This is a genomic window from Pseudomonas iranensis (assembly GCF_014268585.2).
Classification (GTDB): Bacteria; Pseudomonadota; Gammaproteobacteria; order Pseudomonadales; family Pseudomonadaceae; genus Aquipseudomonas; species Aquipseudomonas iranensis.
Genome location: NZ_CP077092.1, coordinates 3,386,066 through 3,409,951, shown reverse-complemented (window position 1 = coordinate 3,409,951; position 23,886 = coordinate 3,386,066). Strand labels below are relative to the sequence as shown.

General features: G+C 61.4%; 20 protein-coding genes. 9 read left to right on the top strand and 11 right to left on the bottom strand.

Features of this window, described 5'->3' with window-relative positions:
* Positions 1-188 precede the first annotated feature (188 nt).
* Both HU724_RS15260 and HU724_RS15255 read left to right on the top strand, forming a co-directional pair.
* Positions 189-1,103 (top strand): LysR family transcriptional regulator, encoded by a 915-nt coding sequence (locus tag HU724_RS15260; protein WP_186569622.1) that lies wholly within the window; start codon positions 189-191, stop codon positions 1,101-1,103.
* A gap of 130 nt (positions 1,104-1,233) precedes the next feature.
* Positions 1,234-2,736, top strand: a complete 1,503-nt coding sequence (locus HU724_RS15255) for a sensor domain-containing diguanylate cyclase (protein ID WP_130901265.1) — start codon at positions 1,234-1,236, stop codon at positions 2,734-2,736.
* A 6-nt stretch (positions 2,737-2,742) separates the two neighbouring features.
* Here HU724_RS15255 and HU724_RS15250 read toward each other — a convergent pair whose 3' ends face one another.
* The 3 genes from HU724_RS15250 to HU724_RS15240 form a co-directional block, all read right to left on the bottom strand.
* The gene (locus HU724_RS15250) at positions 2,743-4,281 is read right to left on the bottom strand and encodes a cryptochrome/photolyase family protein (protein ID WP_186569621.1); all 1,539 of its coding nucleotides are present in this window, start codon (positions 4,279-4,281) and stop codon (positions 2,743-2,745) included.
* Between the two features lie 194 nt (positions 4,282-4,475).
* A complete protein-coding gene (locus HU724_RS15245) occupies positions 4,476-5,597 on the bottom strand; it encodes an alkene reductase (RefSeq protein WP_186569620.1) in 1,122 nt (373 codons plus the stop codon).
* A gap of 102 nt (positions 5,598-5,699) precedes the next feature.
* Positions 5,700-6,377: a type 1 glutamine amidotransferase domain-containing protein gene (locus HU724_RS15240; RefSeq protein WP_073476243.1), complete on the bottom strand. Its 678-nt coding sequence runs from the start codon at positions 6,375-6,377 to the stop codon at positions 5,700-5,702.
* 212 nt (positions 6,378-6,589) lie between these two features.
* Between HU724_RS15240 and curR the strand changes: the two genes are divergently transcribed.
* On the top strand, positions 6,590-7,174 hold the full coding sequence (gene curR, locus HU724_RS15235; RefSeq protein WP_016770670.1) for a TetR family transcriptional repressor CurR: 585 nt from the start codon (positions 6,590-6,592) through the stop codon (positions 7,172-7,174).
* A gap of 207 nt (positions 7,175-7,381) precedes the next feature.
* On the opposite strand, the gene HU724_RS15230 is transcribed toward curR, so the two are convergent.
* Entirely contained in the window at positions 7,382-7,714 is a 333-nt protein-coding gene (locus HU724_RS15230; protein ID WP_186569619.1) for a hypothetical protein, read from the bottom strand.
* Between the two features lie 25 nt (positions 7,715-7,739).
* Positions 7,740-9,950, bottom strand: coding sequence for an aldehyde oxidoreductase molybdenum-binding subunit PaoC (paoC, locus tag HU724_RS15225; RefSeq protein ID WP_186569618.1), 2,211 nt, complete (start codon positions 9,948-9,950; stop codon positions 7,740-7,742).
* A gap of 266 nt (positions 9,951-10,216) precedes the next feature.
* On the opposite strand from paoC, the gene HU724_RS15220 reads away from it, so the two are divergent.
* Together HU724_RS15220 and gabP are read left to right on the top strand one after the other, a co-directional pair.
* A complete protein-coding gene (locus HU724_RS15220; RefSeq protein WP_186569617.1) occupies positions 10,217-12,343 on the top strand; it encodes a TonB-dependent siderophore receptor in 2,127 nt (708 codons plus the stop codon).
* Positions 12,344-12,578: 235 nt separating this feature from the next.
* On the top strand, positions 12,579-13,985 hold the full coding sequence (gene gabP / locus HU724_RS15215) for a GABA permease (RefSeq protein ID WP_071172494.1): 1,407 nt from the start codon (positions 12,579-12,581) through the stop codon (positions 13,983-13,985).
* Here gabP and HU724_RS15210 read toward each other — a convergent pair.
* Together HU724_RS15210 and HU724_RS15205 are read right to left on the bottom strand one after the other, a co-directional pair.
* Positions 13,982-14,194 carry a hypothetical protein gene (locus HU724_RS15210; RefSeq protein ID WP_123442440.1) on the bottom strand — a complete coding sequence of 71 codons (213 nt, stop codon included), beginning with the start codon at positions 14,192-14,194 and terminating at the stop codon, positions 13,982-13,984. The genes gabP and HU724_RS15210 overlap by 4 nt on opposite strands.
* Positions 14,195-14,212: 18 nt before the next feature.
* A complete protein-coding gene (locus HU724_RS15205; RefSeq protein WP_186569616.1) occupies positions 14,213-16,264 on the bottom strand; it encodes a 2Fe-2S iron-sulfur cluster-binding protein in 2,052 nt (683 codons plus the stop codon).
* A gap of 285 nt (positions 16,265-16,549) precedes the next feature.
* Here HU724_RS15205 and HU724_RS15200 point away from each other — a divergent pair, with 285 nt between their 5' ends.
* Complete coding sequence (locus HU724_RS15200; protein WP_186569615.1) at positions 16,550-17,179, top strand: glutathione S-transferase family protein; 630 nt, start codon at positions 16,550-16,552, stop codon at positions 17,177-17,179.
* Positions 17,180-17,547: 368 nt separating this feature from the next.
* Positions 17,548-18,468 (top strand): LysR family transcriptional regulator, encoded by a 921-nt coding sequence (locus HU724_RS15195; protein WP_186569614.1) that lies wholly within the window; start codon positions 17,548-17,550, stop codon positions 18,466-18,468.
* Between the two features lie 27 nt (positions 18,469-18,495).
* Here the strand turns inward: HU724_RS15195 and HU724_RS15190 are convergent, their stop codons facing one another.
* The gene (locus HU724_RS15190; RefSeq protein ID WP_073476253.1) at positions 18,496-19,272 is read right to left on the bottom strand and encodes an alpha/beta fold hydrolase; all 777 of its coding nucleotides are present in this window, start codon (positions 19,270-19,272) and stop codon (positions 18,496-18,498) included.
* 155 nt (positions 19,273-19,427) lie between these two features.
* Positions 19,428-20,333: an AraC family transcriptional regulator gene (locus tag HU724_RS15185; RefSeq protein WP_186569613.1), complete on the bottom strand. Its 906-nt coding sequence runs from the start codon at positions 20,331-20,333 to the stop codon at positions 19,428-19,430.
* 126 nt (positions 20,334-20,459) lie between these two features.
* Between HU724_RS15185 and rclC the strand changes: the two genes are divergently transcribed.
* Positions 20,460-21,035, top strand: coding sequence for a reactive chlorine resistance membrane protein RclC (gene rclC / locus HU724_RS15180; protein ID WP_186569612.1), 576 nt, complete (start codon positions 20,460-20,462; stop codon positions 21,033-21,035).
* A gap of 30 nt (positions 21,036-21,065) precedes the next feature.
* The gene (locus tag HU724_RS15175) at positions 21,066-21,293 is read left to right on the top strand and encodes a DUF2790 domain-containing protein (protein ID WP_123442446.1); all 228 of its coding nucleotides are present in this window, start codon (positions 21,066-21,068) and stop codon (positions 21,291-21,293) included.
* Between the two features lies 1 nt (position 21,294).
* Here HU724_RS15175 and HU724_RS15170 read toward each other — a convergent pair whose 3' ends face one another.
* Both HU724_RS15170 and HU724_RS15165 read right to left on the bottom strand, forming a co-directional pair.
* Positions 21,295-22,536 (bottom strand): MFS transporter, encoded by a 1,242-nt coding sequence (locus tag HU724_RS15170; RefSeq protein ID WP_186569611.1) that lies wholly within the window; start codon positions 22,534-22,536, stop codon positions 21,295-21,297.
* A 118-nt stretch (positions 22,537-22,654) separates the two neighbouring features.
* On the bottom strand, positions 22,655-23,788 hold the full coding sequence (locus tag HU724_RS15165) for a lactonase family protein (RefSeq protein ID WP_186569610.1): 1,134 nt from the start codon (positions 23,786-23,788) through the stop codon (positions 22,655-22,657).
* Positions 23,789-23,886 lie beyond the last annotated feature (98 nt).

Genomic DNA, 23,886 nt, shown 5'->3' with positions numbered 1-23,886 from the left:
AAATGGCTGCCTGGCCGAATGCATTCGCGAGCAGGCTCGCTCCCACAGGGGGCGGTGTGATTTCCCGATTTTTTCAGGAGCAGATGAACATGCATTTTGCAGAGAGCGCCCTGAAGCACGACGATACAAGACGTGTGGCGGGCGCTGATGCACAATCAGCGGCGTTCCCTCACCACCGGACCCCGCTTATGGACAAGTTGCTGGCCTTGAAGATGTTTGTTGAAACCGTGCGCTGCGGGGGCTATTCCTCGGCGGCGCGCAAGCTTGGGATTTCGACGTCTTCGGTGACACGGCAAGTGGCCGGGCTGGAAAACGAGTTGGGCGCCAGCCTGCTCAATCGCACCACGCGCAATACCAGCGTGACCGTCGCCGGCCAGACCTATTTCGAGAAGGCCGTGGCGATTCTCGATGCGATCGACGAAGCCGATGCGGTGGTCGCCGATCGTGGCAGTGATGCCCAGGGCCGCTTGCGCATCAGCGTGCCGGTGGAGTTTGGCCGGCGACTGATTGCGCCGCACCTGAGCCGCTTGCTTGAACGCCATCCCGGGCTGGAGATCAGCCTGTCGCTGAGCGATCAGGTCAGCGATTTGCTCAGCGAGCAGATCGACGTTTCAGTGCGGCTCGGCTCGACGGTGGTCAGCGAAGACATCGTCAGCAAGCGCGTCGGCCACTTTCAGCGTTGGATTGTCGCCAGCCCGGATTATCTGGCGCGCAGCGCAGTGCTTGAGCATCCGCGGGATCTGCTTGAGCACCAATGCCTGCGTTTCGATTACGGCGGCAGCCATCACCACTGGACCTTTCAGGGCGACGAAGAGCCGATTCAGCTCAACGTCCAGGGTCGCCTGCAAAGCAACAACGCCGACATCCTGCGCGAAGCGGCAATTGGCGGTGGCGGTGTGGCGCTACTGGCGGACTGGCTGGTGCGCGATGACGTCGCCGCCGGACGCCTGACGCGCTTGCTTGAACACTATGAAGTCAACCCCGGCAACGCCAGCAGTTGCATCAACGCGCTGTACCTGCCCAACCACCGTGGGTCGAGCCGGATCAACGTGTTCATCGATTTTCTCGTGGAAATCCTCAAACCCGCCGCACCCGCCGCTTAGCGCTGCACACTCTGTTGCTGCAGCCGCTGCACACTGCTTGTATGCTTGCGCCCCGGAACACGTGGCCGCCGTGAGTGCCGACGTTCGAATGATGGCTGGAATGGATCCCGGACTTCCTTAAGGTACTGACGTGAAGCGTGATACTCGCCTTGTAATGCTCCTGCTGCTGGTGATTGGCTGTTCCCTGACTTCGCTGACGATCTGGAAAGTCTGGTCTTCGCGCGAGCGTGCGCTGGCGGAAGTCGACGTGCATGGCCTCAACCTGACCCAGGCGCTCAACACCTACACCGAAGGCATCGTCCGGCAAAGCTCGCTGCTCTTGCTCGGGCTGGTCGAACGTCTGGAAACCGAGGGCAACGGCCCGGCGCAGATTCAGCGCATCCAGAGCCTGATCGACCGCCAGCAGGCGCTGATGCCACAGCTCAGCGGCATCATCATCTATGACCGGCACGGGCATTGGCTGATGTCCTCCAACCGACCGATTCCCGAGGGCGCCAACAGCAGCGACCGCGCCTATTTCATTCACCACCGTGACAGCCCGAGCCGCGAGCCGTTCATTGGCCCGCCGATCCAGAGCCGTGCCAATCACGAATGGGTGGTGACTATCAGTCGGCGCTTCAACGACGATGGCGGGCAGTTCGCTGGCGTGGTAGCGGTGACGCTGGGGGTGGAAAACTTCCTGCGCGTGTTCGGCAAACTCGACGTTGGCCAGGACGGCGCGATCGGTCTGTCTTACACCGATGGCACGCTGCTGGTGCGCTACCCGTTCCGCGAGCAGGACATGGGCCGCAACTTCTCCAAATCGCCGATCTACGCCAAATACCTCGTTGACCGCTCGGTCGGCACTGCCTCCTACACCTCCAGCCTCGACGGTGTCGAGCGGCTGTACGCGTTCCGCAAAAGCGAAACGCTGCCGCTGATCACCACCGTGGCCTTGGGCAAGGACGAAGCGCTGGCGGCGTGGCGCATCGAAGCGGCGTTGTCGGCGGTGGTAGTGATCGGACTGTTGGGGCTGACCGGATTGATCGGCTGGTTCCTGATTCTCGATATCCGCCGCCGCACTGAGGCTGAAGAAGCCTTGCGCGATGCCCAGCAGCAGCTGCTTGCGTCCAATCGGCAACTGGAATTACTGGCGCTGAAGGATGCGCTGACCGGCCTGGCCAACCGCCGCTGTTTCGATGAAACGCTGACGGTGGAAGCGCGGCGCGCGCAGCGTGACGGCACCTCGCTGGCCTTGCTGATGATCGATATCGACCACTTCAAATTGTTCAACGACGCATTGGGCCACGTCGCCGGCGATGCCTGTCTGCAAGCGGTCAGCAAGATTCTTGAAGGCTGCGTGCGACGCCCCTCGGATCTGGTCGCGCGCTACGGTGGCGAGGAAATGGCGGTGATCATGCCGGCCACCGACAGCGCCGGTGCGACGGTGGTGGCGCAACTGATGCTCGAGCGTTTGCAGCAGGCGAACATCGCCCACCCGGGCAGTCCGTTTGCTCGGATTACGGTGAGTATCGGTATGGCGGTGGGGACGGGCGCGCAGCTGGATTCGCTGCCGGCGTTGATCCAGACCGCCGATCAGGCGCTGTACCGGGCGAAAGCGGCGGGGCGCAACGGGATGGCCGGGCAGGCCTGAGGCGCACTAGAAAGCTTCGCCGCTATCCAGTTTCGCCAACAGCATTTGTCCGCGTTGCCACAGTGCATCCTGCTTGGCCAGCGGCATGCGGTCGAGGTTCTTGTACATCATGCCCATGCGCTGATTGCCGCGCAGGATATCGCCGTGGCGCATGAGGAAATGCCAGTACAGCGCATTGAACGGGCAGGCATCGTCCGCGCTGCTTTCCTTGACCTTGTAGGCGCAGTCGCCGCAGTAATCCGACATTCGATTGATGTACTGGCCGCTGGCGCAGTAAGGCTTGGAGCCGAGATAACCGCCATCGGCGTGCATGACCATGCCGAGGGTATTGGGCAGTTCGACCCAGTCGAAGGCGTCCATGTAGATCGCCAGATACCACTCACAGATTTCCTTCGGCGCAATCCCGGCGAGCAAGGCAAAGTTGCCGGTGACCATCAGCCGCTGGATGTGGTGAGCGTAGGCATGTTGCAGGCTTTGGCCGATGGCCTGGCGCATGCAGTTCATCTGTGTCTGCCCGGTCCAGTAGAACTCCGGCAGCGGGCGCGTGTTGCCGAACACATTGCCCTCGGCGTAATCCGGCATCTTCAGCCAGTACACACCGCGCACGTATTCGCGCCAGCCGATCAGCTGCCGAATGAAGCCTTCGGCCGCGTTGAGACCTATGCTCCCCGACCAGTAAGCCGCCTCGACATCGCTGCACAGCTGACGCGAATCGAGCAGGCCGATGTTCAGCGCGGCACTGATCCGCGCATGAAACAAAAACGGTTCGTCGCTGGCCATGGCGTCCTGGTAATCACCGAAGCCGGCCAGCGCATAGTCGAGAAAGTATTGCCACAAGGCCTGGGCGTCGGCGTGGGTCACCGGGTAGTTGAAGTCATCCAGCGTGCCGTAATGCGTGGCGAAGCGCTCGCCGACTAATGCCAGCACCTCTTGGGTGATTGCGTCATTGGCGAAACGTGCCGGGTAGGGCGGTTTGGCGTGTTTGGACAGGGCCTTGCGATTCTCCGCATCGAAATTCCACGCACCGCCGACCGGCGTGCCGTCGCCATTGAGCAGCAGCCGACTCTTGCGCCGCATCTCGCGGTAGAAAAACTCCATGCGCAGCTGTTTCTTGCCGCTGGCCCAATTGGAGAACTCTTCGCGGGAGCAGAGGAAACGGCGGTCTGAATGCCAGTGCACGGGCAAGCCCGAATCTTTGATTGATTGCTCAAGGCGCCAGTCGCCGCATTCGGTGATGTGGATTTCGTCGGCGCCGGTGAGGGTTCGCCAGCGCTGTAGTTCGCCGGGAATTGAGCCGCTGTTGTCCGGGTCATCGAGGGTGACGTACTGGACGCGGCAGCCTTTGTCGCGCAACGCCTCGGCAAAGTGGCGCATGGCGCTGAAGATCAGGGCGATTTTTTGCGGATGATGAGCGACGTGGGTCGCTTCCTCCATGACCTCGACCATCAGCAACAGGTCTTGCTGGGGATCGAGTGGCTGCAGGGAGGCCAGGTCGAATGACAGCTGGTCGCCGAGGATCAGGAGCAAGCGGTGGGCAGGGGGCATGGAGCGAAGTCCGGTGAGCGATTCGAACTCCAATAGTTATACAGATTGTTTGTTATGTATAGGTTTAGCAGCCACTGACATCCCATTGTGGGAGCGAGCCTGCTCGCGAAAGCGTCCTGTCAGTCAATACAAATGCTGACTGACCCACCGCCTTCGCGAGCAGGCTCGCTCCCACAGGAACTTGTTTTGGGTTCTTAAGCGGGGTAGGTCGGGTAATCGATATAACCCTCGGCACCACCGCCATACACCGTCGCCGGGTTCAATTGGTTCAACGGCCAGTCATTGGCAATCCGCGCCGGCAGGTCCGGGTTGGCCATGAATGGTCGGCCAAACGCAACGAGATCGGCCAGCCCCGACTCAAGCAATTGCGCGCCGGTTTTGGCGGTGTAGCGACCGGCATAAATGATCGCGCCGCTGAACGTGTCGCGCACCGCCTGGCGAAAGGTCTGCGGCATCGCTGGCGCGTTGTCCCAGTCGGCTTCGGCGATCGACAGGTAGGCGATGCCCACGTCTTGGAGAATCTTGATCGCCGCAATGTAAGTTGTGTGCGGATCTTCCTCGACCAGGCCCAGGTATGTCCGCGCTTCATCGGTGGTAGTGAACAACGGCGCGAAACGCACACCGACCTTGTCCTTGCCGATGCATTCGGCGACGCCGGCCACCACTTCGCGCAAAAAGCGCAAGCGATTGTCCAGCGACCCGCCGTACTGGTCGGTGCGCAGGTTGCTGTGGGCCGAGATGAACTGGTTGACCAGATAACCGTTGGCGCAGTGCAGTTCGATGCCGTCGAAACCCGCATCCATCGCGTTGCGCGCGGCCTGGATGTACAGCTGGATCAGTTCCTGCACTTCATCGGTGCTCAACGCGCGCGGAGCCGATGGTGGTACCAGTTCACCGACACCGGGCGCGGTTTCGATGAACACGCTGACGCGATCCGTGGCGACCGCAGAGGCTGACACCGGCGCATCGCCGTTGGGCTGCAACGCCGTGTGCGAGACCCGACCGACATGCCAGAGCTGGGCGAAGATCACGCCATCCACGGCGTGCACCGCCTCGGTGACTTTGCGCCAACCGGCGATCTGCTCCGGCGTGTGAATGCCCGGCGTCCACGCATAACCCTGGCCACGCGGTTCGATTTGCGTGCCTTCGGTGACCAGCAAACCGGCACCGGCGCGCTGCTGGTAATACTCGGCCATCAACTCGTTGGCGACATTGCCCGGTTGTGTGCTGCGCTGGCGGGTGAGAGGCGGCAGAACGATGCGGTTTTTCAGGGTGTGGTTGCCCAATTTGGCGGGCGTGAAAAAAGCGTTATTCATGGAGTAAGCCTTGAATCTGATTAGACCAGTCGACTAGTGACTGGGCAAAAAAACAACGCCGGGCTGTACGCACGCGGCGTTGATCGAGTTGGAGCGAGGAATTCAGCCGAGCATCTTCAACAGCTTTTCGGCAACGGCGGCGGAGCTGGCCGGGTTCTGGCCGGTGACCAGTTGACCGTCAGCCACCACATGCACCTGCCAATCGGCGACTTTCGAATAGCGCCCGCCCAGACGCTGGAACTCGTCTTCGATGAGGAACGGCACCACGTCAGTCAGGCCGACCGCCGCTTCTTCGGCATTGGTGAAGCCGGTGACATCACGGCCCTTGACGATTGGCTGGCCGTCAGCGCGCACCACATGACGCAACACGCCGGGTGCGTGGCAGACAAAACCGTGGGGCTTGTTGGCGCGGTCGAAGGCTTCGATCAGCGCGATCGAGGCCTTGTCTTCGGCCAGATCCCACAGCGGGCCGTGGCCACCTGGGTAGAACACTGCGTCGAAATCTTCGGCCTTCACATCAGCCAGACGGCCAGTAGTGGCCAGTGCTTGTTGTGCGGCCGGATCGGCGCGGAAGCGGTCGGTTTCGGCAGTCTGCGCGCTTGGCTCATCGCTTTTCGGATCGAGCGGAGGCTGGCCGCCGGCAGGCGATACCAGGGTGACGTCGGCGCCGGCGTCCTTGAAGGCAAAGTAGGGCGCGGCGAACTCTTCCAGCCAGAAACCGGTTTTCTTGCCAGTGTTGCCGAGTTGATCGTGGGAAGTCAGAACCATCAAGATTTTCATAGAGCACCCTTGGGTTGGTCTGGCATCGGCAGAAGGCGAGGGATTCGCTTGTTGTCGGTGCCGCATGAATTTGTGTGTCGGGGCGCAGCATAGTTTCCAATTAGACCAGTCGTCTAGTAATTTTTTCAGAAAATGTTTTTGCCCGTCGGTTATGGCAAACTCCCGGTCCTGAAAACTATACGACTGGTCTATTGTCTGGAATTTTGCGCACCATGAAGCCGACCTTTGACGACACCCGCCAACACTTGCTCGACACCGGCCACCGGATGATGGCCGAGAAGGGCTTCACCAGCGTCGGCCTCAACGAGATCCTGCAGACCGCCGGCGTGCCCAAGGGCTCGTTCTATCACTACTTCAAATCCAAGGAGTTGTACGGCCAGGCGCTACTCGAGGATTACTTCGTCGACTACCTCGCCGACATGGAGCGCCGCCTGACATTGCCTGGGCTGACGGCCTTCGAGCGTTTGATGGATTACTGGCAGGGCTGGCAGAACCGCTGCACCCTCGAAGGCCATGGCGATGAATGCCTGGTGGTGAAACTCAGCGCCGAAGTCGCCGACCTCTCCGAATCAATGCGCCTGACCTTGCGCGACGGCGCCGAACGCATCGTCGCGCGCATCACCGAATGCATCGAACAAGGCCAGACCGACAAAAGCCTGCCCGAGGGCGATGCGCGCAAGTTGGCGGAGACGCTGTATCAGCTCTGGCTCGGCGCCAGCCTGCTGAACAAATTGCAGCGCACCGGACAGTCGCTGGAGACCTCTATGGCGATGACCCGGCAGTTGCTGCAAGTCTGAGCCTCGCCGCAGATCCCTGTATGAGTGAACCACCGATCTTCATTTAATCCCCAATCTCTGTGGGAGCTGGCTTGCCAGCGATGAGGTCAGCACATCCAGCATTGATGTAGCAGATATACCGCCATCGCTGGCAAGCCAGCTCCCACAGGGATTTGCGGTGGTTTTCGCAGTTATGTCCAGGGAGTACCGGATCAGGCCACTCAACATTCAGTCAGGGGACTTTTCCTCTTCAGGCCGTTGGGCAAACCACTGCGCATACGGTGTATTGCTCACTTTGAATCGGTTGTAATCCGGGCTGCCGTCATCCCACCACACCGGCCCGCGTTCACCCAGCGCGACTTTGGCGTCGTTGACGCGAGCTCTCGCCGACATCAACGCCTGTGCATCCTCCGCACGCTTCGCCTCTTTGACCGCACGCCGCGCTGACATGAGTTCGGCTACAAACGCCTCACGCTCGGCGGCTGGCAGCGATGGATTGCTGCAACGCCACAGCTGTTGCTTGACCACAAAATAGCGGCCATCGGGGGTGGTGGGGTACATGGGCGATATCCTGCGTGATCGAGTCTCAGACCGGGTAGGACAACTCGCCGATGAGTTTATCCAGCGTAATCGGATAATCGCGCACCCTTACGCCACAGGCGTTATAGATCGCGTTGGCGATGGCCGCCGCCGCGCCGCTGATACCCAGCTCACCGACGCCTTTGGCCTTCAGCGGGGTGGCATACGGGTCGACTTCATCGAGAAAGATCACTTCCTGATGGGGAATGTCGGCGTGCACCGGCACCTCGTATCCGGCCAGATCGTGATTGACGAAAAAGCCGATTCGATGATCCACCGCCAGCTCTTCCATCAATGCCGCACCAGCGCCCATAGTCATGCCGCCGATGATCTGGCTGCGCGCGGTTTTCGGGTTGAGGATGCGCCCGGCGGCGCACACGGCGAGTTGCCGACGCAGGCGAATTTCGCCGGTCGCCGCATTGACCGCGACTTCGGCGAAATGCGCGCCGAAGGTCTGCAGGGCGAAGCGCTGGGCAAGGTCACCGTATTCCATGCGCTCCTCGCTCGTCAGCTCGCCATTGGCTGCGGCCTGAGCCAAGGCAACCTGCTGCGAGCCTGCGCGAATTTGCCCGTCGACAAACTCGGCTTGCTGCGGGTCAAACCCGACGGCGTGAGCGGCGGCTTCACGCAGTTTCACGCACGCGGCATATACGCCGGCAGTGGAGGAGGCGGCGCCCCACTGGCCGCCGGAGCCCGACGATTCCGGAAACCGCGAATCGCCCAAGTGCACGACGACACGGTCCAGCGGCACGCCCATCATTTCGGCAGCGGTCTGGGCGATGATGGTGTAACTGCCGGTGCCGATGTCGGTCATGTCGGTTTCCACGGTGATGACGCCTTGACGATCGAGACGCACCCGCGCCGCCGAAGCGGTCGTCGGTGCGCCGCGAATCGCCGAGGCCAGCCCGATGCCGATCAGCCAACCGCCCTCACGGCGCTGACCGGGTTGAGGGTTGCGCTGACGCCAGCCAAAGCGTTCGGCCCCAGTGTTCAGGCATTCCACCAACTGCCGTTTGGAGAACGGCCGCGCCGGTTGCTCAGGATCGACCTGCGAGTCGTTGAGGATGCGCAACTGCAGCGGATCCATCTGCAGCTTTTCCGCCAGTTCATCCATGGCGATTTCCAGCGCCATCATCCCCGGTGCCTCGCCCGGCGCGCGCATCGCCGAACCCTCGGCGAGATCGAGCACGGCGAGATTCAAACGGGTCATGCGATTGGCCCCGGCGTAAAGCAAGCGGGTTGACGCGGTAGCCGCTTCGGCGCGACCACCGCGCAGATTGCCCGACCAGCTCTCGTGGCCGATCGCCGTGATCACGCCGTCACGGTTGGCACCGATGCGCAGGCGCTGAAGCGTCGCCGGACGATGGGTCAGGTTGTTGAACATCAGCGGCCGCGGCAGCGCGACTTTCACCGGTCGCCCGGCATGTCGAGCGGCCAGGGATGCCAACACTGCGTCGCAAAGAATCGTGCCCTTACCGCCGAAACCACCGCCGATATACGGTGAGATCAGGCGCACATCTTCCTTGGCGATGCCGAGGGTTTTCGCCAGATCGCGCACGCCCCAGTTGATCTGTTGGATCGATGTCCACAAGGTCAACTGCGTGCCACTCCAGCGGGCAATGGTTGCGTGCGGTTCCATCATCGCGTGGGCCTGGTCAGGCGTGCTGTAGTGCTGATCGATTTGCACGGGCGCAGCGTTGAAGGCGCCTTCGAAGTCACCGACGCTGGTCTGCGGCGGCGGGCCGAAGCCGGCCGGTGGCGGTGGGGTAGCGGAGTCTTTCGCCGCCGCCAGATCGAAGGAACCCGGTTCGGCCACGTAGCGGATGTCGAGCAAGCCGGCGGCCGCGCGGGCCTGTTCAAAGGTGTCCGCGACGACAATCGCCACGGCCTGGTGATAGTGATCGACCTGCGGCCCGGCCAAGGCCCTGGCTACGTAAAACTCGCCTTTGGCCAATGGCCCGGCGTTTTCGTAAGTGACGATGGCAATCACCCCGGACGCTTCACGCGCTTGCGTCGAATCGATTGAGGCAATGCGCCCCTTGCCGATCCCGGCGCCGACGATATAGCCATAGGCGGCGTCCGGCACCGCTGCGTTTTGCTCGTAGGCGTAGGGGGCGGTGCCGGTGGTTTTCAGCTTGCCGTCGATGCGGTCGGCAGGTTGGCCGATGACGTTCAGTTGGTCGATCGGATTGGAGCCGGCCGGGGTGTCGAATTTCATCTGCAAATTCCTTTCAGACAGGCTGGCGACGCCCACGTAGCGCGGCGCAGCCATCGATTGACGTCGGATCTCTACGAGCCTAGGCCATCGACGCGCTGCTGATAATGCGCGGTTTCAGGATGGAGTGATGAATCCCGCTCACCAATCCTGATCAACATGACAAATAAGAATACGTTTCAATTACTAATGCGACCGTATACCATGCGCCGCGTTTTCATTGGCGGTTTTGCCCTTCGTTCTGGCCTATTCGTAAAGGTTTTCACCTCATGCGTCGAACTCTGCTTTCCATTTGTGTGCTGCAGGCGTTGTCTTCTTCCTCGTGGGCTGAATCAGCCGAACCGACTTCTTCAACGCTTGAGCTGGAAGCCACCGACGTGGTCGGCACAGCGGATTACGAAAGGGCAGACGGCCCGGTGCAAGGCTATCGCGCGACCCGTTCGGCCAGCGCCACGCGCACCGACACTTCCATTCATGAAACCCCGCAGTCGATCAGCGTGGTGACCAAGGATGCCGTCGAAGACCTCGGCGCCACGCGTTTGCAGGATGCGCTGGATTACGCTGGCGGCGTCGGTCGGGCGAACAATTTCGGGGGGCAGGGCCTGACCACCTTCACCGTGCGCGGTTTTACCACCGGTGAGTTCTACCGCAACGGTTTCCCGATCAACCGTGGCTACCCGAACATGCCTGACGCCAATACCATCGAGCGTCTGGAAGTGCTGCGCGGTCCGGCGACCATGCTCTATGGTCGTGGCGATCCCGGCGGTACCTTCAACGTGGTGTCGAAACAGCCGTTGCCCGAGCGCACCGTTACGTTAGGCAGCCAATTGAACGACCAAGGCATGAAGCGCGGCACCCTCGACGCTTCCGGGCCGCTCGATGAAGAAGGGCGTCTGGCCTATCGCTTGAATGTGGTGGGCGAGGGCGGTGACACCTTCCGCGATCATGTCGAGACCGAGCGCTACGGCATCACGCCGGTGCTGACCTGGCAGGCCACCGACGCGACCAAGCTGATTTTCGAAGGCGATTTCATGCGCAACAACGCGCCGCTCGATCGCGGCGTGACGCGCTACCCGGCGCAGATCGGCACTGCCTCGCGCGATACCTTCTTTGGCGAGAAGGACGTCGGCAAGCTGCACAACGACAACAACATGGCGCAACTGCGTTTCGAGCACATGCTCAACGACGACTGGACCCTGGGCGGTGGTTTCCAGTGGCTCGACGGCTCGCTCAAGGGTGATGCGATCGAGGCCAACGGCATTGCCGCTGACGGCCGCACGCTGGGGCGCAACTTCAACTACCGCAAGCTGGAGTGGACCGACAAGGACACCCAGCTCAACCTCACCGGGCATTTCGACACGGGCGGTCTGCAGCACACCTTGCTCACCGGCATCGAGTATGAAGATTACGATTACAAGTCGATCATCCAGCGCTCCAGCGGCGCGGTCAGTGCCTACCCGATCGACATCTTCAACCCGGTCTACGGCCAGCCACGCCCGGCGCTGACCCGCACACCGACCCACGATAAAGAGAACCTCAAGACCTACGCGGCATTCGTGCAGGATCAGGTCGCCCTGACCGACAAACTGAAAGTGCTGGCCGGCGCACGTTTCGAGCGCTTCGAGCACGATTACGAAACCTACGTGCCCGGCGGCAAGAGCTGGCAGGCCAGCGACAATGCGGTCACCCCGCGTATCGGCGTCACCTACGATTTGACCGATACCCTGGCGATCTACGCCAACACCGCGCGCTCGTTCAAGCCCAACACCGGCGCCAGTCGCGAAGGCGGCGGCTTCGCTCCGGAGAAAGGCAAGTCCTACGAGATGGGCGTGAAGTGGGAGGCGCTGGATCAGCAGTTGAGCGTCGACGCGGCGATCTACCAGATCGAAAAACGCAACGTGCTGACCACCGACCCGGTGGATTCGACCTTCAGCGTCGCCGCCGGTGAAGTACGCAGCCGTGGTTTCGACGTCAATGTCACCGGCAATCTCACTCCCGAGTGGCGAGTGGTCGGCGGTTACGCTTACGTCGACGCCGAGGTGACCAAGGACAACACGCTGCGCTCCGGCACGCGCCTGCTGAACATCCCGAAGAACAGCTTCAGCCTGCTCAATATGTACGAGTTCCAGGACGGCACGCTCAAAGGCCTCGGCCTCGGCACTGGCCTGAAATACGTCGACGAGCGCGCCGGGCAGACCGCCAACACCGCGTTTTCCATGGGCAGTTACACCGTGGTCGACCTGCTGAGCTTCTACAAGGTCAACGACAAAGTGCGGCTCAACCTCGATGTGAAAAATATCTTCGATCGCGACTACGAAGAGGGCGCCTTCGGCAACGTTTACGCCTACCCGGGGGCGCCGCGAACCGTGCAGGTGGGGATTTCCTACACGCTGTAAATCGCCGCAGCGATTGCCGCCGCCCCATGCTGGCCTGAGAGTGGCATGTCGAAATCAGACATCGGCATGCCGCACTCAGGCTAGTTAGGCGGCGGTCGGGCCACGTAAGGTGAAGCATCATTTCGTCGGCAAAGCGTCTGCGTCGCAGCTTTCGCCTGATGTCGACAGCGGAAATGATGATCGCCTGACGCTCAGTCAGTGGCCCAAACGTCGATCATGAGAACAATAAGAACCCATGACTAGCCTGAACCCCAAGGACTCCAACGGTCAGTTGGCGCAAGGTTTCAAACCGCGTCACGTCACCATGCTTTCCATTGCCGGCATCATCGGCGCAGGACTTTTCGTTGGCTCAGGCCACGCCATCGCCGCCGCAGGACCTGCGGTGCTGCTCGCTTATCTGTTCTCCGGTCTGCTGGTCGTGCTGGTGATGCGCATGCTCGGTGAAATGGCCGTGGCGCACCCCGACACCGGTTCGTTTTCCACCTACGCCGATCAAGCCATTGGCCGCTGGGCCGGCTTCACCATCGGCTGGCTCTACTGGTGGTTCTGGGTGCTGGTAATTCCCATCGAAGCATTGGCCGCCGGGCATGTGCTCAATCAGTGGTTTCCCCAGGTCGATGCCTGGTTGTTCGCCTTGCTGTCGATCGTGCTGCTGGTGATCACCAACCTGTTCAGCGTGTCGAAATACGGCGAGTTCGAATTCTGGTTCGCCATGGCCAAGGTCATCGCAATCATCGGTTTCATCGGCTTGGGCTTTGCGGTGCTGATGGGCTGGATTCCCGAGCGCGAAGCCAGTGGCTTGAGCACGCTGATGGCCGAGCACGGCGGCTTTGCGCCCAACGGCATGTCGGCGGTGGTCGGCGCGTTCATCACCATCATGTTCAGTTTCATCGGCACCGAAGCGGTGACCATCGCCGCTGCGGAATCGAACAATCCGGCGCAGAACATCGCCAAGGCCACGCGCTCGGTGATCTGGCGCATCGGCATTTTCTATCTGCTGTCGATCTTCGTGGTGATTTCCGTGGTGCCGTGGAACGACCCGCAACTTGCCTCGGTCGGTTCCTACCAGCGCGCACTGGAACTGATGAACATCCCCAACGCTAAATTTCTCGTCGACGTTGTGGTGTTGATCGCGGTGGCCAGTTGCATGAATTCGTCGATCTACATTTCCTCGCGCATGCTCTATTCGCTGGGCCGACGCGGCGATGCGCCGCCGGCATTGAAGGTGACTTCGGCGGCCGGCGTGCCACGCGCGGCGGTCATTGCCAGCACGGTGATCGGCGCAGGCGTGACCTTGCTCAGCTATTTCATGCCGGCCGGACTGTTCCAGTTCCTGCTCGCCAGCTCCGGCGCAATCGCCTTGCTGGTGTATCTGGTGATCGCCATTTCGCAGTTGCGCATGCGCCGCCGACTGGAACGGGAAAAGGTCGAAATGACCTTGCGCATGTGGCTGTTTCCCTGGCTCACCTGGCTGGTCATCGCCTTTATCTGCGCGGCGTTGGCAGTGATGATGATCACCCCTGAACATCGCCTTGAAGTGACTTCGACCATTGGCCTGGCGCTGCTGATCTCGTTCATTGGCCTGGTCACCAGCCGCCAGCACCGGCCGGCGGGCAGGGTGGCGGCTGTTAGCAAAGCCTAAGCAAACAACGCCTTGAGCCCACGGGAAAACCAGCCGTTCGGGCTCGAAGGCAGATGCTCACGTTGACTGAGTGAGCCCGTCAACGCGCAGGTTTCACCGGCGAGTGACCCCATCAATTGCGGCAGCAAAAAGCTGCGTTCGCATTCACTGGCGGACAATCCGGTGTTCTCTTGCGGCCAAACCACGTTGGTTTCGGCAAACGGCTTCATGGCGCACCTCCTCAACATTCAAACGTCCAGCACCAGGGTTTCGCTGCCCTGCGCCGGGGCGGCGCAGCAGATCAGCACTTCGTCGTCCGCCAGGCGCATGGCCGGCGGGGTGAGGTAATGCACCTGGCCGCTGGTAAGGCGGGTTTTGCAGGTGCCGCAGGACCCGCCGCGACAGCTGAACTCCGGGTTCAAGCCACGTGCCTCGGCCAGTTCCAGCAAGGTGCCGCTGCCCGGTTCCCAGCGTGCTTCCTTGCCCGACGTGGCGAACAACACCTTGACCGGCTCTTCCGCGACCGGCACTTGCGGCGGCGCCGGGGTACTGATTTCGACATCGCGGATCAGCGTCGAAGGACCGAAGGTTTCGGCGTGGATGCGATCATCGGGAATGCGCATTTTGCGCAAGCCGTCGTACAGCGCCTGGGTAAAACTGCCCGGACCGCACAGGTAGAAATCGTAGTCATCCAGCGGCAGCTGGCTCTTCAGCAAGGCGATGTCGATGCGCCCGGCGTGATCGTAACCCTGCGCTGTTGCTTCCAGCGGCGGCTGGCTGACCACGCGCAGCACCTTGACCTTGTCACCGGCGCGCGCAGCCAAGGCATCGATTTCTTCGCGAAAGGCCAGATCCTCGACGGTGCGACTGCTTTGCACCACCCAGGTCGGGCGCATGCGGCTGATACGTTTGCCCTGATAGACCACCTCGCGCAGCATCGACAGCAACGGCGTCACCCCAACCCCTGCGGCCAACAGCACCAGTGGCCGACGTTCGGTGGCGTCGACGGTGAAGTCGCCTTGCGGGGCGCGGGCTTCGATCAAGTCCAATGCCTGAACCCGATCATGCAGATGCGAAGACACCGAGCCGTCGCGTTTGACGCTGATGCGCAGAAACTCGTCCGACGGCGCGCTGGACACGCTGTAGGTGCGGATCGACGCGGCATCCTGACCGTCGAGCAAGACCTTGATCGGCAAGTGCTGGCCCGGTTCGAAGCGCGGCAGGCCGAAGCCATCGTTGGCTTGCAGGTAAAAGGAGCGAATCTGTGGACTCTCATCGACCACCCGCGTGACGTGCAGCGCGCGCCATTGATTGCGCAGCGCCTCGGCCTGCAAACGCTCGCGGGTCTGTTCCCAGCTGCCGGTCATTTGCGAGTTGGGCGAATCGCCTTGCGGCTGCTCGGCCCAGCGCAGCGGCAGCGCGGCCTGACGGTAAACGATGCGCTGCGGCTTGAAGCACCACAGGCGCTCGGCGCCCTGGAACGCGGCGATTTGCGGATCGTCGAGCAGCACTTCTGCGCTGCCGGTCATCTGCAACAGATCGCCGCTTTCGAAATCGATGAAAGTCAGCCCGGCGCGCGGGTTGAGCAGAATGTTGCCCAAGGTGTTGAAGAACAGGTTGCCGGAGAAATCCGGGATGGTCAGGGTGCCGTCCTCGTCCATGTGCACGAAGCCGGATTTGCCGCCGCGATGGGACACATCGACCTGCCGCTCACCGTCGCGCACCACGTAAGTGGCCACGTAGAACGAGTCGGCGGCGGTGATCATGTCGCGCACCAAGGGTTCGCTGACCGGCAAGTCGAGCGAGTTGTCAGTGGTCTCATCGACGAAGGCGTAATGGCGCAGGTTGATGTAGCGCGGGCAGTTGCCGTAAGCCTGGGTCACGCTGATCTCGAGGCTGTCGTCCTCGCGGCGGCTGATATTGCCGTTCATGCGATTGCGCCGACGAGTGTGCAGCTCGATGCCGAGCATGCCGATCGCGTCGCCGGGCTGCAGGCCTTGATTGGCCGGGTCGTTGGGCTGCGCGTCCAGTTTGATCTTCAGAACCTGTGGTGACGGCGAATCCATGAACCCCGGTTGACCGGTGCGCAGCGTTGCCCACGGGTCGCCCTGGCTGTCGACGGCGCCGAGCACGACGAAGGGCAGTTGCGCATAGAACTCGCGGTGCTGGTCCGGCATCCAGTCGCGGGCCAGTTGCCGCTGGCCGACGCCGACCATCATTTCCACCGCGCCGACGGCACGTTGCAGGGTCAGCTCACCTTCATGCCAGGGCGAGGGCTGCGGTTTCGACGCTGTGTCCATTTCGATTCTCCTCGGGTGTAAACGGGCCGGTGAGCCGCCAGGGGCTGAAGCTCAAGTGGGCTCATGTTCGCCCTCGGCCGGTTGCGAGGGAATGGCCAGAAACTGCAATCCACTGTTTCACTCGGTGAAATGATCCCTGCGCGCGCCTAAGGAGGCGGGTGATTATTTCACTGGCTGAAATGCTCGATTGTATTTGCTGAGGATTCCGCGATTTGCGGCGGGGGAGCAGGATGAGACCCATCGACACGATCAGCGGGTCGACCTCAAATAATCCAGGAGCACGTCATGTCCCAGTCAGCCGTCAAACTGTACCGCCATCCGTTGTCCGGCCACTCGCATCGCGTTGAGTTGATGCTGTCCCTGCTGGATGTGCCGACCGAACTGGTGTTCGTCGACCTGATGAAGGGCGCGCACAAAACCCCTGAATTCCTTGCCCTCAATCGTTTCGGCCAAGTGCCGGTGATTGATGACAACGGCACGGTGCTCGCTGATTCCAACGGCATTCTGGTTTATCTGGCGAGCAAATACGGCAACGGCCAGTGGCTGCCGAGCGATCCGGCCGAGCAAGCCAAGGTGCAACGCTGGTTATCGGTGGCTGCCGGGCAGATCAGCTCCGGCCCGGCCACAGCGCGCTTGATCACGGTGTTCGGCGCCGGTTACGACGCAGCTGACGCGATCAAGCGTTCCCATGCGTTGTTGCAGGTGATGGAAGACGAGTTGGCCAACAGCGCATTCCTTGCCGGCGACAAGGCAACCGTCGCCGATGTGGCTGCCTACACTTACGTCGCCCACGCACCGGAAGGCAATGTCTCGCTGGATGAATATCCGAATGTGCGGGCGTGGCTCGGGCGGGTCGAGGCGCTGCCGAAATTCGTCGGCATGCAGCGTACAGCGGTGGGCCTGCAAAGCGCTTGATTCACAACGATGCACATCCCCTGTGGGAGCGAGCCTGCTCGCGAAAGCGGTGTGTCATTCAACGATGATGTTGCCTGACAGAATGCCTTCGCGAGCAGGCTCGCTCCCACGGGTTTGGCGTCAGCTATGCCGTCCATGCATTGGAAGAAAATGTATCGCTGGAGGAATATCCGAATGTGCGGGCGTACTGGCGGGAGTTGAAGCATTGCCCAAATTTAACTGTGTACACCAACCCCTGTGGGAGCGAGCCTGCTCGCGAAAGCGGTGTGTCATTCAACGGCGATGTTGACTGACAGAATGCCTTCGCGAGCAGGCTCGCTCCCACAGGGACTCACTGTGTTTTCGAGGTTTTTTACAGGTTCTCGCCTATGGATCGTTTTCAGGAAATGCGCATGTTCCTGGCCGTGGCCGAGGAGGGTGGCTTTGCGGCGGCGGCCCGGCGTTTGAACACCTCGCCCCCCAGCGTCACCCGCGCCATTGCCGCGCTGGAGCAACGCATCGGCACGCGCCTGTTGTCGCGCACCACGCGCAGCCTGCACTTGACCGAAGCCGGGCATCGTTATCTGGACGATTGCCGAAGAATTCTGTGCGACGTCGACGAAGCCGAAGAGGCCGCTGCCGGCAGTTATCGGGTGCCGTGCGGGCACTTGAGCGTGACCGCGTCGGTGTTGTTTGGCGAGCTGTTCATCGCGCCGTTGCTGGCGCAATACGTCGACGCGTTTCCTTCGGTGCATCTGAAGGCGTTGCTGGTCGATCGCGTGGTGAACATGGCAGAAGAGGGTATCGATGTCGCCGTGCGCATCGGCCATTTGCACGAGAACAATCAGCATGCGATCAAGGTCGGCGAGGTCCGTCAGGTGATTTGCGGCACCCCCGATTACTTCGCCCGCTATGGCCGACCGCAACATCCGAACGAGTTGAACCGCGCCAATATCGTCATGTCGTCCGCCAGTCATTTGCTCAGCGATTGGCAATTCGCCCATGCCGATGGCCCGTTGAGCTTTCGCTTCGAACCGCGTCTGGTGGTCACCGCGAATCAGGCGGCGATCAACATCGCCAGTTCCGGTTGGGGCATTACCCGGGTGCTGTCTTATCAAGTCGCCAGCCAGGTTGCGGCCGGTGAACTGGAATTGGTGTTGCAGGCCTATGAGCCGCCGGCGTTACCGGTGCAACTGGTCTATCTGAAACATCCGCGCGTACCGGCGAAGGTGCGCACGTTTGTCGATTTTCTCAGCGAGCGGCTGCAACACCACCCAGCGCTGAAAGCCGTGAACAGGGTTCACGGCTAGGGCTTGAAGGTTCAACTCAGCGCTGGATCACTTCGCGGCCGCAGCGGTTTCGATCAGGCTGGCGACGGCTTTCGGATTGGACACCATCACCACGTGCGAAGCGCCTTTGACCACGACGGTCTGCTTGGAGTGCGCGCGCTCGGCCATGAACGCCAGGGCTTGCGCCGGGATGTTCTTGTCCTGGTCACCGTAGACGAAGTACGACGGCACGGTTTTCCATGCAGGCTCGGTGGCGGCTTCGTTGAGCGCGGCGACGGTCACCGGGCGCTGGGTCGCGGCCATCAACTTCGCATCAGCAGGGGAAACATCGGCAGCGAACTGCTCATGGAATTTGTCCTGCTGGATGTACAAATCCTTGCCACCATCGGCCAGCTCAACCGGGGCCGACAGGGTCGGGCCAAGGGTGCTGCCGGGGAAACGCCCGGACAATTCGGCTGCGGTTTCACCCTTTTCCGGCGCAAAAGCCGCGACGTACACCAGCGCTTTGACATTGGCATTGCCGTAAGCGGCTTCGCTGATCACCGGGCCACCGTAAGAGTGGCCGACCAACACCACCGGAGTTTTCACGCTGGCCAGCACATCCGCCACCGATTGCGCATCACTCTTGACCGAGCGCAGCGGGTTGGCCGCAGCGATCACCGGATAGCCATCCTTCTCGAGAATCTTGACCACGCCGTTCCAGCTGCTTGAATCGGCAAAGGCACCGTGCACCAGCACTACGGTAGGTTTAACCGGCGCGGCGAACGCAGCGGTGGCGCCGAACATGGCAGCGGTGAGGGCGAGGGTAGCGAAGACTTTGTTCATGGTGATGTCCTGTCGATTGGTTAAGGTAGGAATGGAAGCGACAGTGGTATTTAGCGCGCTAAATGTGTCAGTTGTGTGTGCGCACGGCCGAACTTCGCATGCGTATGTATCTGCGTCGGCAATTGCTACACGCTGATACAAAGCGATCCATCCGTTCAGATCGCGCGGCGGATCTTGCCCGGGGCCTCGCCGTAGATTTCCTTGAATTTCTTGCTGAATGCAGCTTGCGACTGGTAGCCGACCTGCACGGCAATGTCATTCAGGCCCAGATGCGAATGGCTGAGCAGACTGAACGCCAGCTCCATGCGCAATTGAGTCAGCAGTACCCACGGCGACACGCCAGCGACCCGGGCGAAGGTGCGCATGAACGTTGCACGGGACATGTTCGCGGTGTCGGCCATGGCTTCGATAGTCCATTCGTGCGCCGGGTCGGCCAGTATCGCCTGACAGGTTCGGCCGAGGCGCTGGTCGCCTAGCAGCGCCAGGGTGCTCTTGTCCTGCTCCGCACGGGCCAGATGCGCACGCAGAATCAAGGTGAACAAGGCTTGGGACAGTGAATCGAGGAGGAACCGCGCGCCCGGCTGTTCGCTGTCGGCTTCGCTGCGCAACAGCGCAATCAGGGCGGTCAGTGGCGCATCAATCGGCAAGCCATCGTTGGCAATCAACAGGTAATCGGGGAGGGCGGCGAACAGCATCGACGCGCGGTTGTAATGAAAACCACCGCAGAGCATGTCCAGATCGGCGCTCGCGCCACCCAGCCGATAGATCGGCAACACCCCGCCGGGAACCAGCGTTGGCGACATCGGCGCTACATTTTTGCCGGCACTGTGCAGCACATGCGGCGTACCCCGTGGCAACAGCAGAATATCGCCAGCGCGCATTGCCAGGCGTTTTCCGCTGGCCAGTTCAACCCGGCATTCACCTTTAAGCAAGATGTGATAGGGCGCCTTGCCCAAGGCTTCCTGTTGATGATCGCGCGCCCAATCACCTTGGAACTGGCAACGCAGATCGAGGCTGCCGCGCACGTTGGCCAGGCTGATGAGCTTATCGAGCGAGTTCATTGGCACCCATCACGATGGAAATCCGCAAAGTTGAGACGATTGAGCAAGACGTTGAGCATGACCGACAAAAGCACGATTCGGTAGCACCGCAGACTGACTCCACTTTCATTGATCTGGAGACGTCGCATGTTCACCTCAATCAACGCCGGACTACAACAGCTCGGCAAACTCGATCGCCTCGGTATCCCGCTGATGCGCGTGGCCATCGCCATCGTCTTCCTGTGGATCGGCGCGCTGAAATTCGTCCCGTACGAAGCCGACAGCATCACGCCCTTCGTCGCCAACAGCCCGGTGATGTCGTTCTTCTACGAACACCCGAAGGACTACAAGGCGCATCTGACCCATGAGGGCGAGCTGAACGCCGACAAGCGCGCCTGGCAGACCGCGAACAACACCTACGGCTTTTCCACCGGGCTTGGCGTGGTGGAAATCCTCATCGGTCTGCTGGTCCTGTCCAACCCGCTGTCCCGCCGCACCGGCTTGCTCGGTGGCGCGCTGGCGTTCGCTACGCCGCTGGTGACCCTGAGCTTTCTGGTTACCACGCCTGAAGCCTGGGTCGCTGCGCTGGGCGATGGTCAACATGGCTTTCCCTATCTGTCCGGCGCCGGACGCCTGGTGCTCAAAGACGTCCTGATGCTCGCCGGAGCGCTGCCGGTCATGGCCGATTCCGCGCGCCAATTGCTGACTGAACGTCAGGCCTGAATTCCTCATCCTTTATAGAGAGATCACACCATGAAAACGTTTATTGCTTTGACCTTGGCCATTCTCGCCGGCAACGTGTTCGCCGCCACCGAACCTGCGCAGACCGGCGTGCCACTGGATATCGCCAAGACCATCAGCATCACCGACACCAGCGCCGCCTGCGGAATTGTTCCGGTGGAGGTCGTCTATGAAGACAGCCACGGCCAGCGGCATGTCGCCACGTACAACGTGCTCGGCGATGGCTGCGGTGGCGATTAGCTCAGGTTTGGCCCATAACTGCAGCGGACTCGAATTGCTCAGTCCGCTGCAGCGTTTCCGGAACAGCGATCAACAGCAGCAGGAATGCTGCCGCTGCAACTCCGGCGAGAGTCAGGAATGCCGCGCTGTAACCGGCGGCCTCGACGACAAATCCGGCCAGCCCATTGCTCAGCGCCGCGCCCAGACCAAACGCTGTGGTCAGCGCGCCGAGGCTGACATTGAAATGCCCGGAGCCGAGGGTGAGATCCTTGACCATCACCGGGAACAGCGCACCGAACAAACCAGCGCCGACGCCGTCGAGCAACTGCACGGCGACCAGCCAGTACGGATCATCCGAGAAGGTGTAGAGCAAGCCACGCAGCGGCAGGATCAGAAAACCCGCCAGCAATAACGGTTTGCGCCCCCAGACATCGGCTTTCGCACCGGCCAGCAGCGCCATCGGCACCATCACCAGTTGGGCGGCGACGATGCACGCCGACGTCAGCGGCGTGGCCATGTGCAAGTTGGCTTGGGCGAGTTTCTGGCTCACCAGCGGCAGCATCGCCGCGTTGGCCAAGTGAAACAGCGCGCAGCACAGGGCAAACATCAGTAACGGGCGATTGCTCAGCAGTACCTTGAACCCGGATGGCTGATGACTTTGGTCACCCGGCTGCAAGCCGCGCGCGACGTCATGATCAATCGCCTCGGCCGAGACGAACAGAACGGCAATCACACTGGCCAGCGCCATCACCGCCATCAGATAAAACACCGCCACCGGACCGAACAGATAGGCAAACAAACCCGCCAATAACGCCGCGCACGCGTTGCCGGCATGGTTGAACGTCTCGTTGCGACCGGTACGCCGGGTGAATGCTCGCGGGCCGGTGATGCCCAGGGTGATCGCGGAAATCGCCGGGGCGAAAATTGACGCTGCCGCCGCGCTCAAGGCTTGAGTCAACGCCACCAGACTGAATGACGAAATGAACGGCAGCAGCAGACAACTCACCGTGACCAGCAGCGCGGCGATCATGACCAGCGCCCGTTTCGCCCGGCTGCTGTCAACCAGCGCACCAGCGGGCGTCTGCGTGACCAGCGCGGCGATACCGGCGAGAGTCATGACCACGCCGATGCTGGCCGGGTCCCAGTGGTGCACGGCGAGCAAGTAGATGGCGAGGTACGGCCCGAGGCCGTCGCGGACATCGGCGAGGAAGAAATTCAGACTGTCCAGCGAGCGGTTGTTGCGGCGATCGAGATGGCTGATCACGGGGGGCAGTCTCTTGGAAGTGAGGTCTGCGTAAATGTATCAACCTCGGCAAACCTAATGACCGAAGCGGTGGGGGATTAGTTGCAGGACGGCGGAGCAGTTGCTGCTCCGCAGATATTCATGCGTCAGGCGTTTGCAGTATCTCGATCCACAATGCGCCTTTGCCGGAGGCCGCTTCACCGACACGCTTCAGCGCGCCATCCTTGCTCACTGCGTACGTACCGACCTTGGCGCTTTTCTCGCCCGTCACCAGCAGCCAGTGGCCATCTGGGGAGAAGGCGATATTGCGTGGTTGTTGTTCCTGCACTGAGTAGTTATCGAGAAACGTCAGTCCTCCGGTTGCCGGATCCACAGCAAATGCCGAAACGCTGCTGCTGGTGCGCTCACTCATCAGCAGCAGTTTTCCATCCGGCGACATGCGCAGGTCGGCAGCCCAGATGCGTGGGGTCGGATCGTCTTTCAAGTCGTTGTTGCGCGCATCACGGACTTCGCCGTGGGCCAGTTTCAATCGCTCGGGAATGCCATTGGCTTCAGCGATTCGGGTCAACGCGCCGCTGGCCTCGTCGATCGAAAACGCCGTCACGGTGCCGCTCATTTCACCGACGACGTAAAGGAATTTGTCGTTGGGCGAGAACGCCAGGTGCCGAGGCCCGGTTTTCTCCGGAACACTGACCGAGCCGTTGCCGATCGGGCTGAGCTCGCCAGTCTTGGCGTCCAGTCGATATTGCAGCACCTTGTCGGTGCCCAGGTTGCCGGCGTAGGCGAAGCGATTGCTCGGCTCGGTGCGAATCGAATGCGCGTGCAGGCCGGTCGGATAACGCAGGATGTTGGCGGAAGGCTGATGATCCTCGCCGATCTTTTGAACGCTGAGTGCATCGGCGCCGTAGGACGCGGCGAGCAGGTAGCGACCTTTTCGATCGGTCGACAGGTAGGCCATGCTCTCTGCCAGGGGCGCTTGGGTAAACTTTGTCAGGTGCCCGCTTTTGGAGTCGATTCGATAGCCCAGCACCTGGAAAGGCTTGACCCGCAAGGCTGCGAACAGCACTTTGCCGTCCGGGGTGAGGGCCATGGGATTGACCTGGTCGCCGGCCTGAATCTGCTCAACGAGGGTCAGTGCGCCGTTGCTCTGATCAAGGCGATATTGCGAGATCAGACCGTCGCCGGGGCTTGAGATATAAGCGTAGGTAGCGGCGTTAGTCGTCACGCTCAACGTGGAGGCGAGAGCAGCGATCAAGAGGGTTCTTTTCATCATTTCCAGCCTTATTGTTGTTGTGATCAGTCATCCTATGAGTGATTGGCTGGGCCATCAATGGCTATTTCTTGGGCCTGCAACATCGCTACGCTTATTTG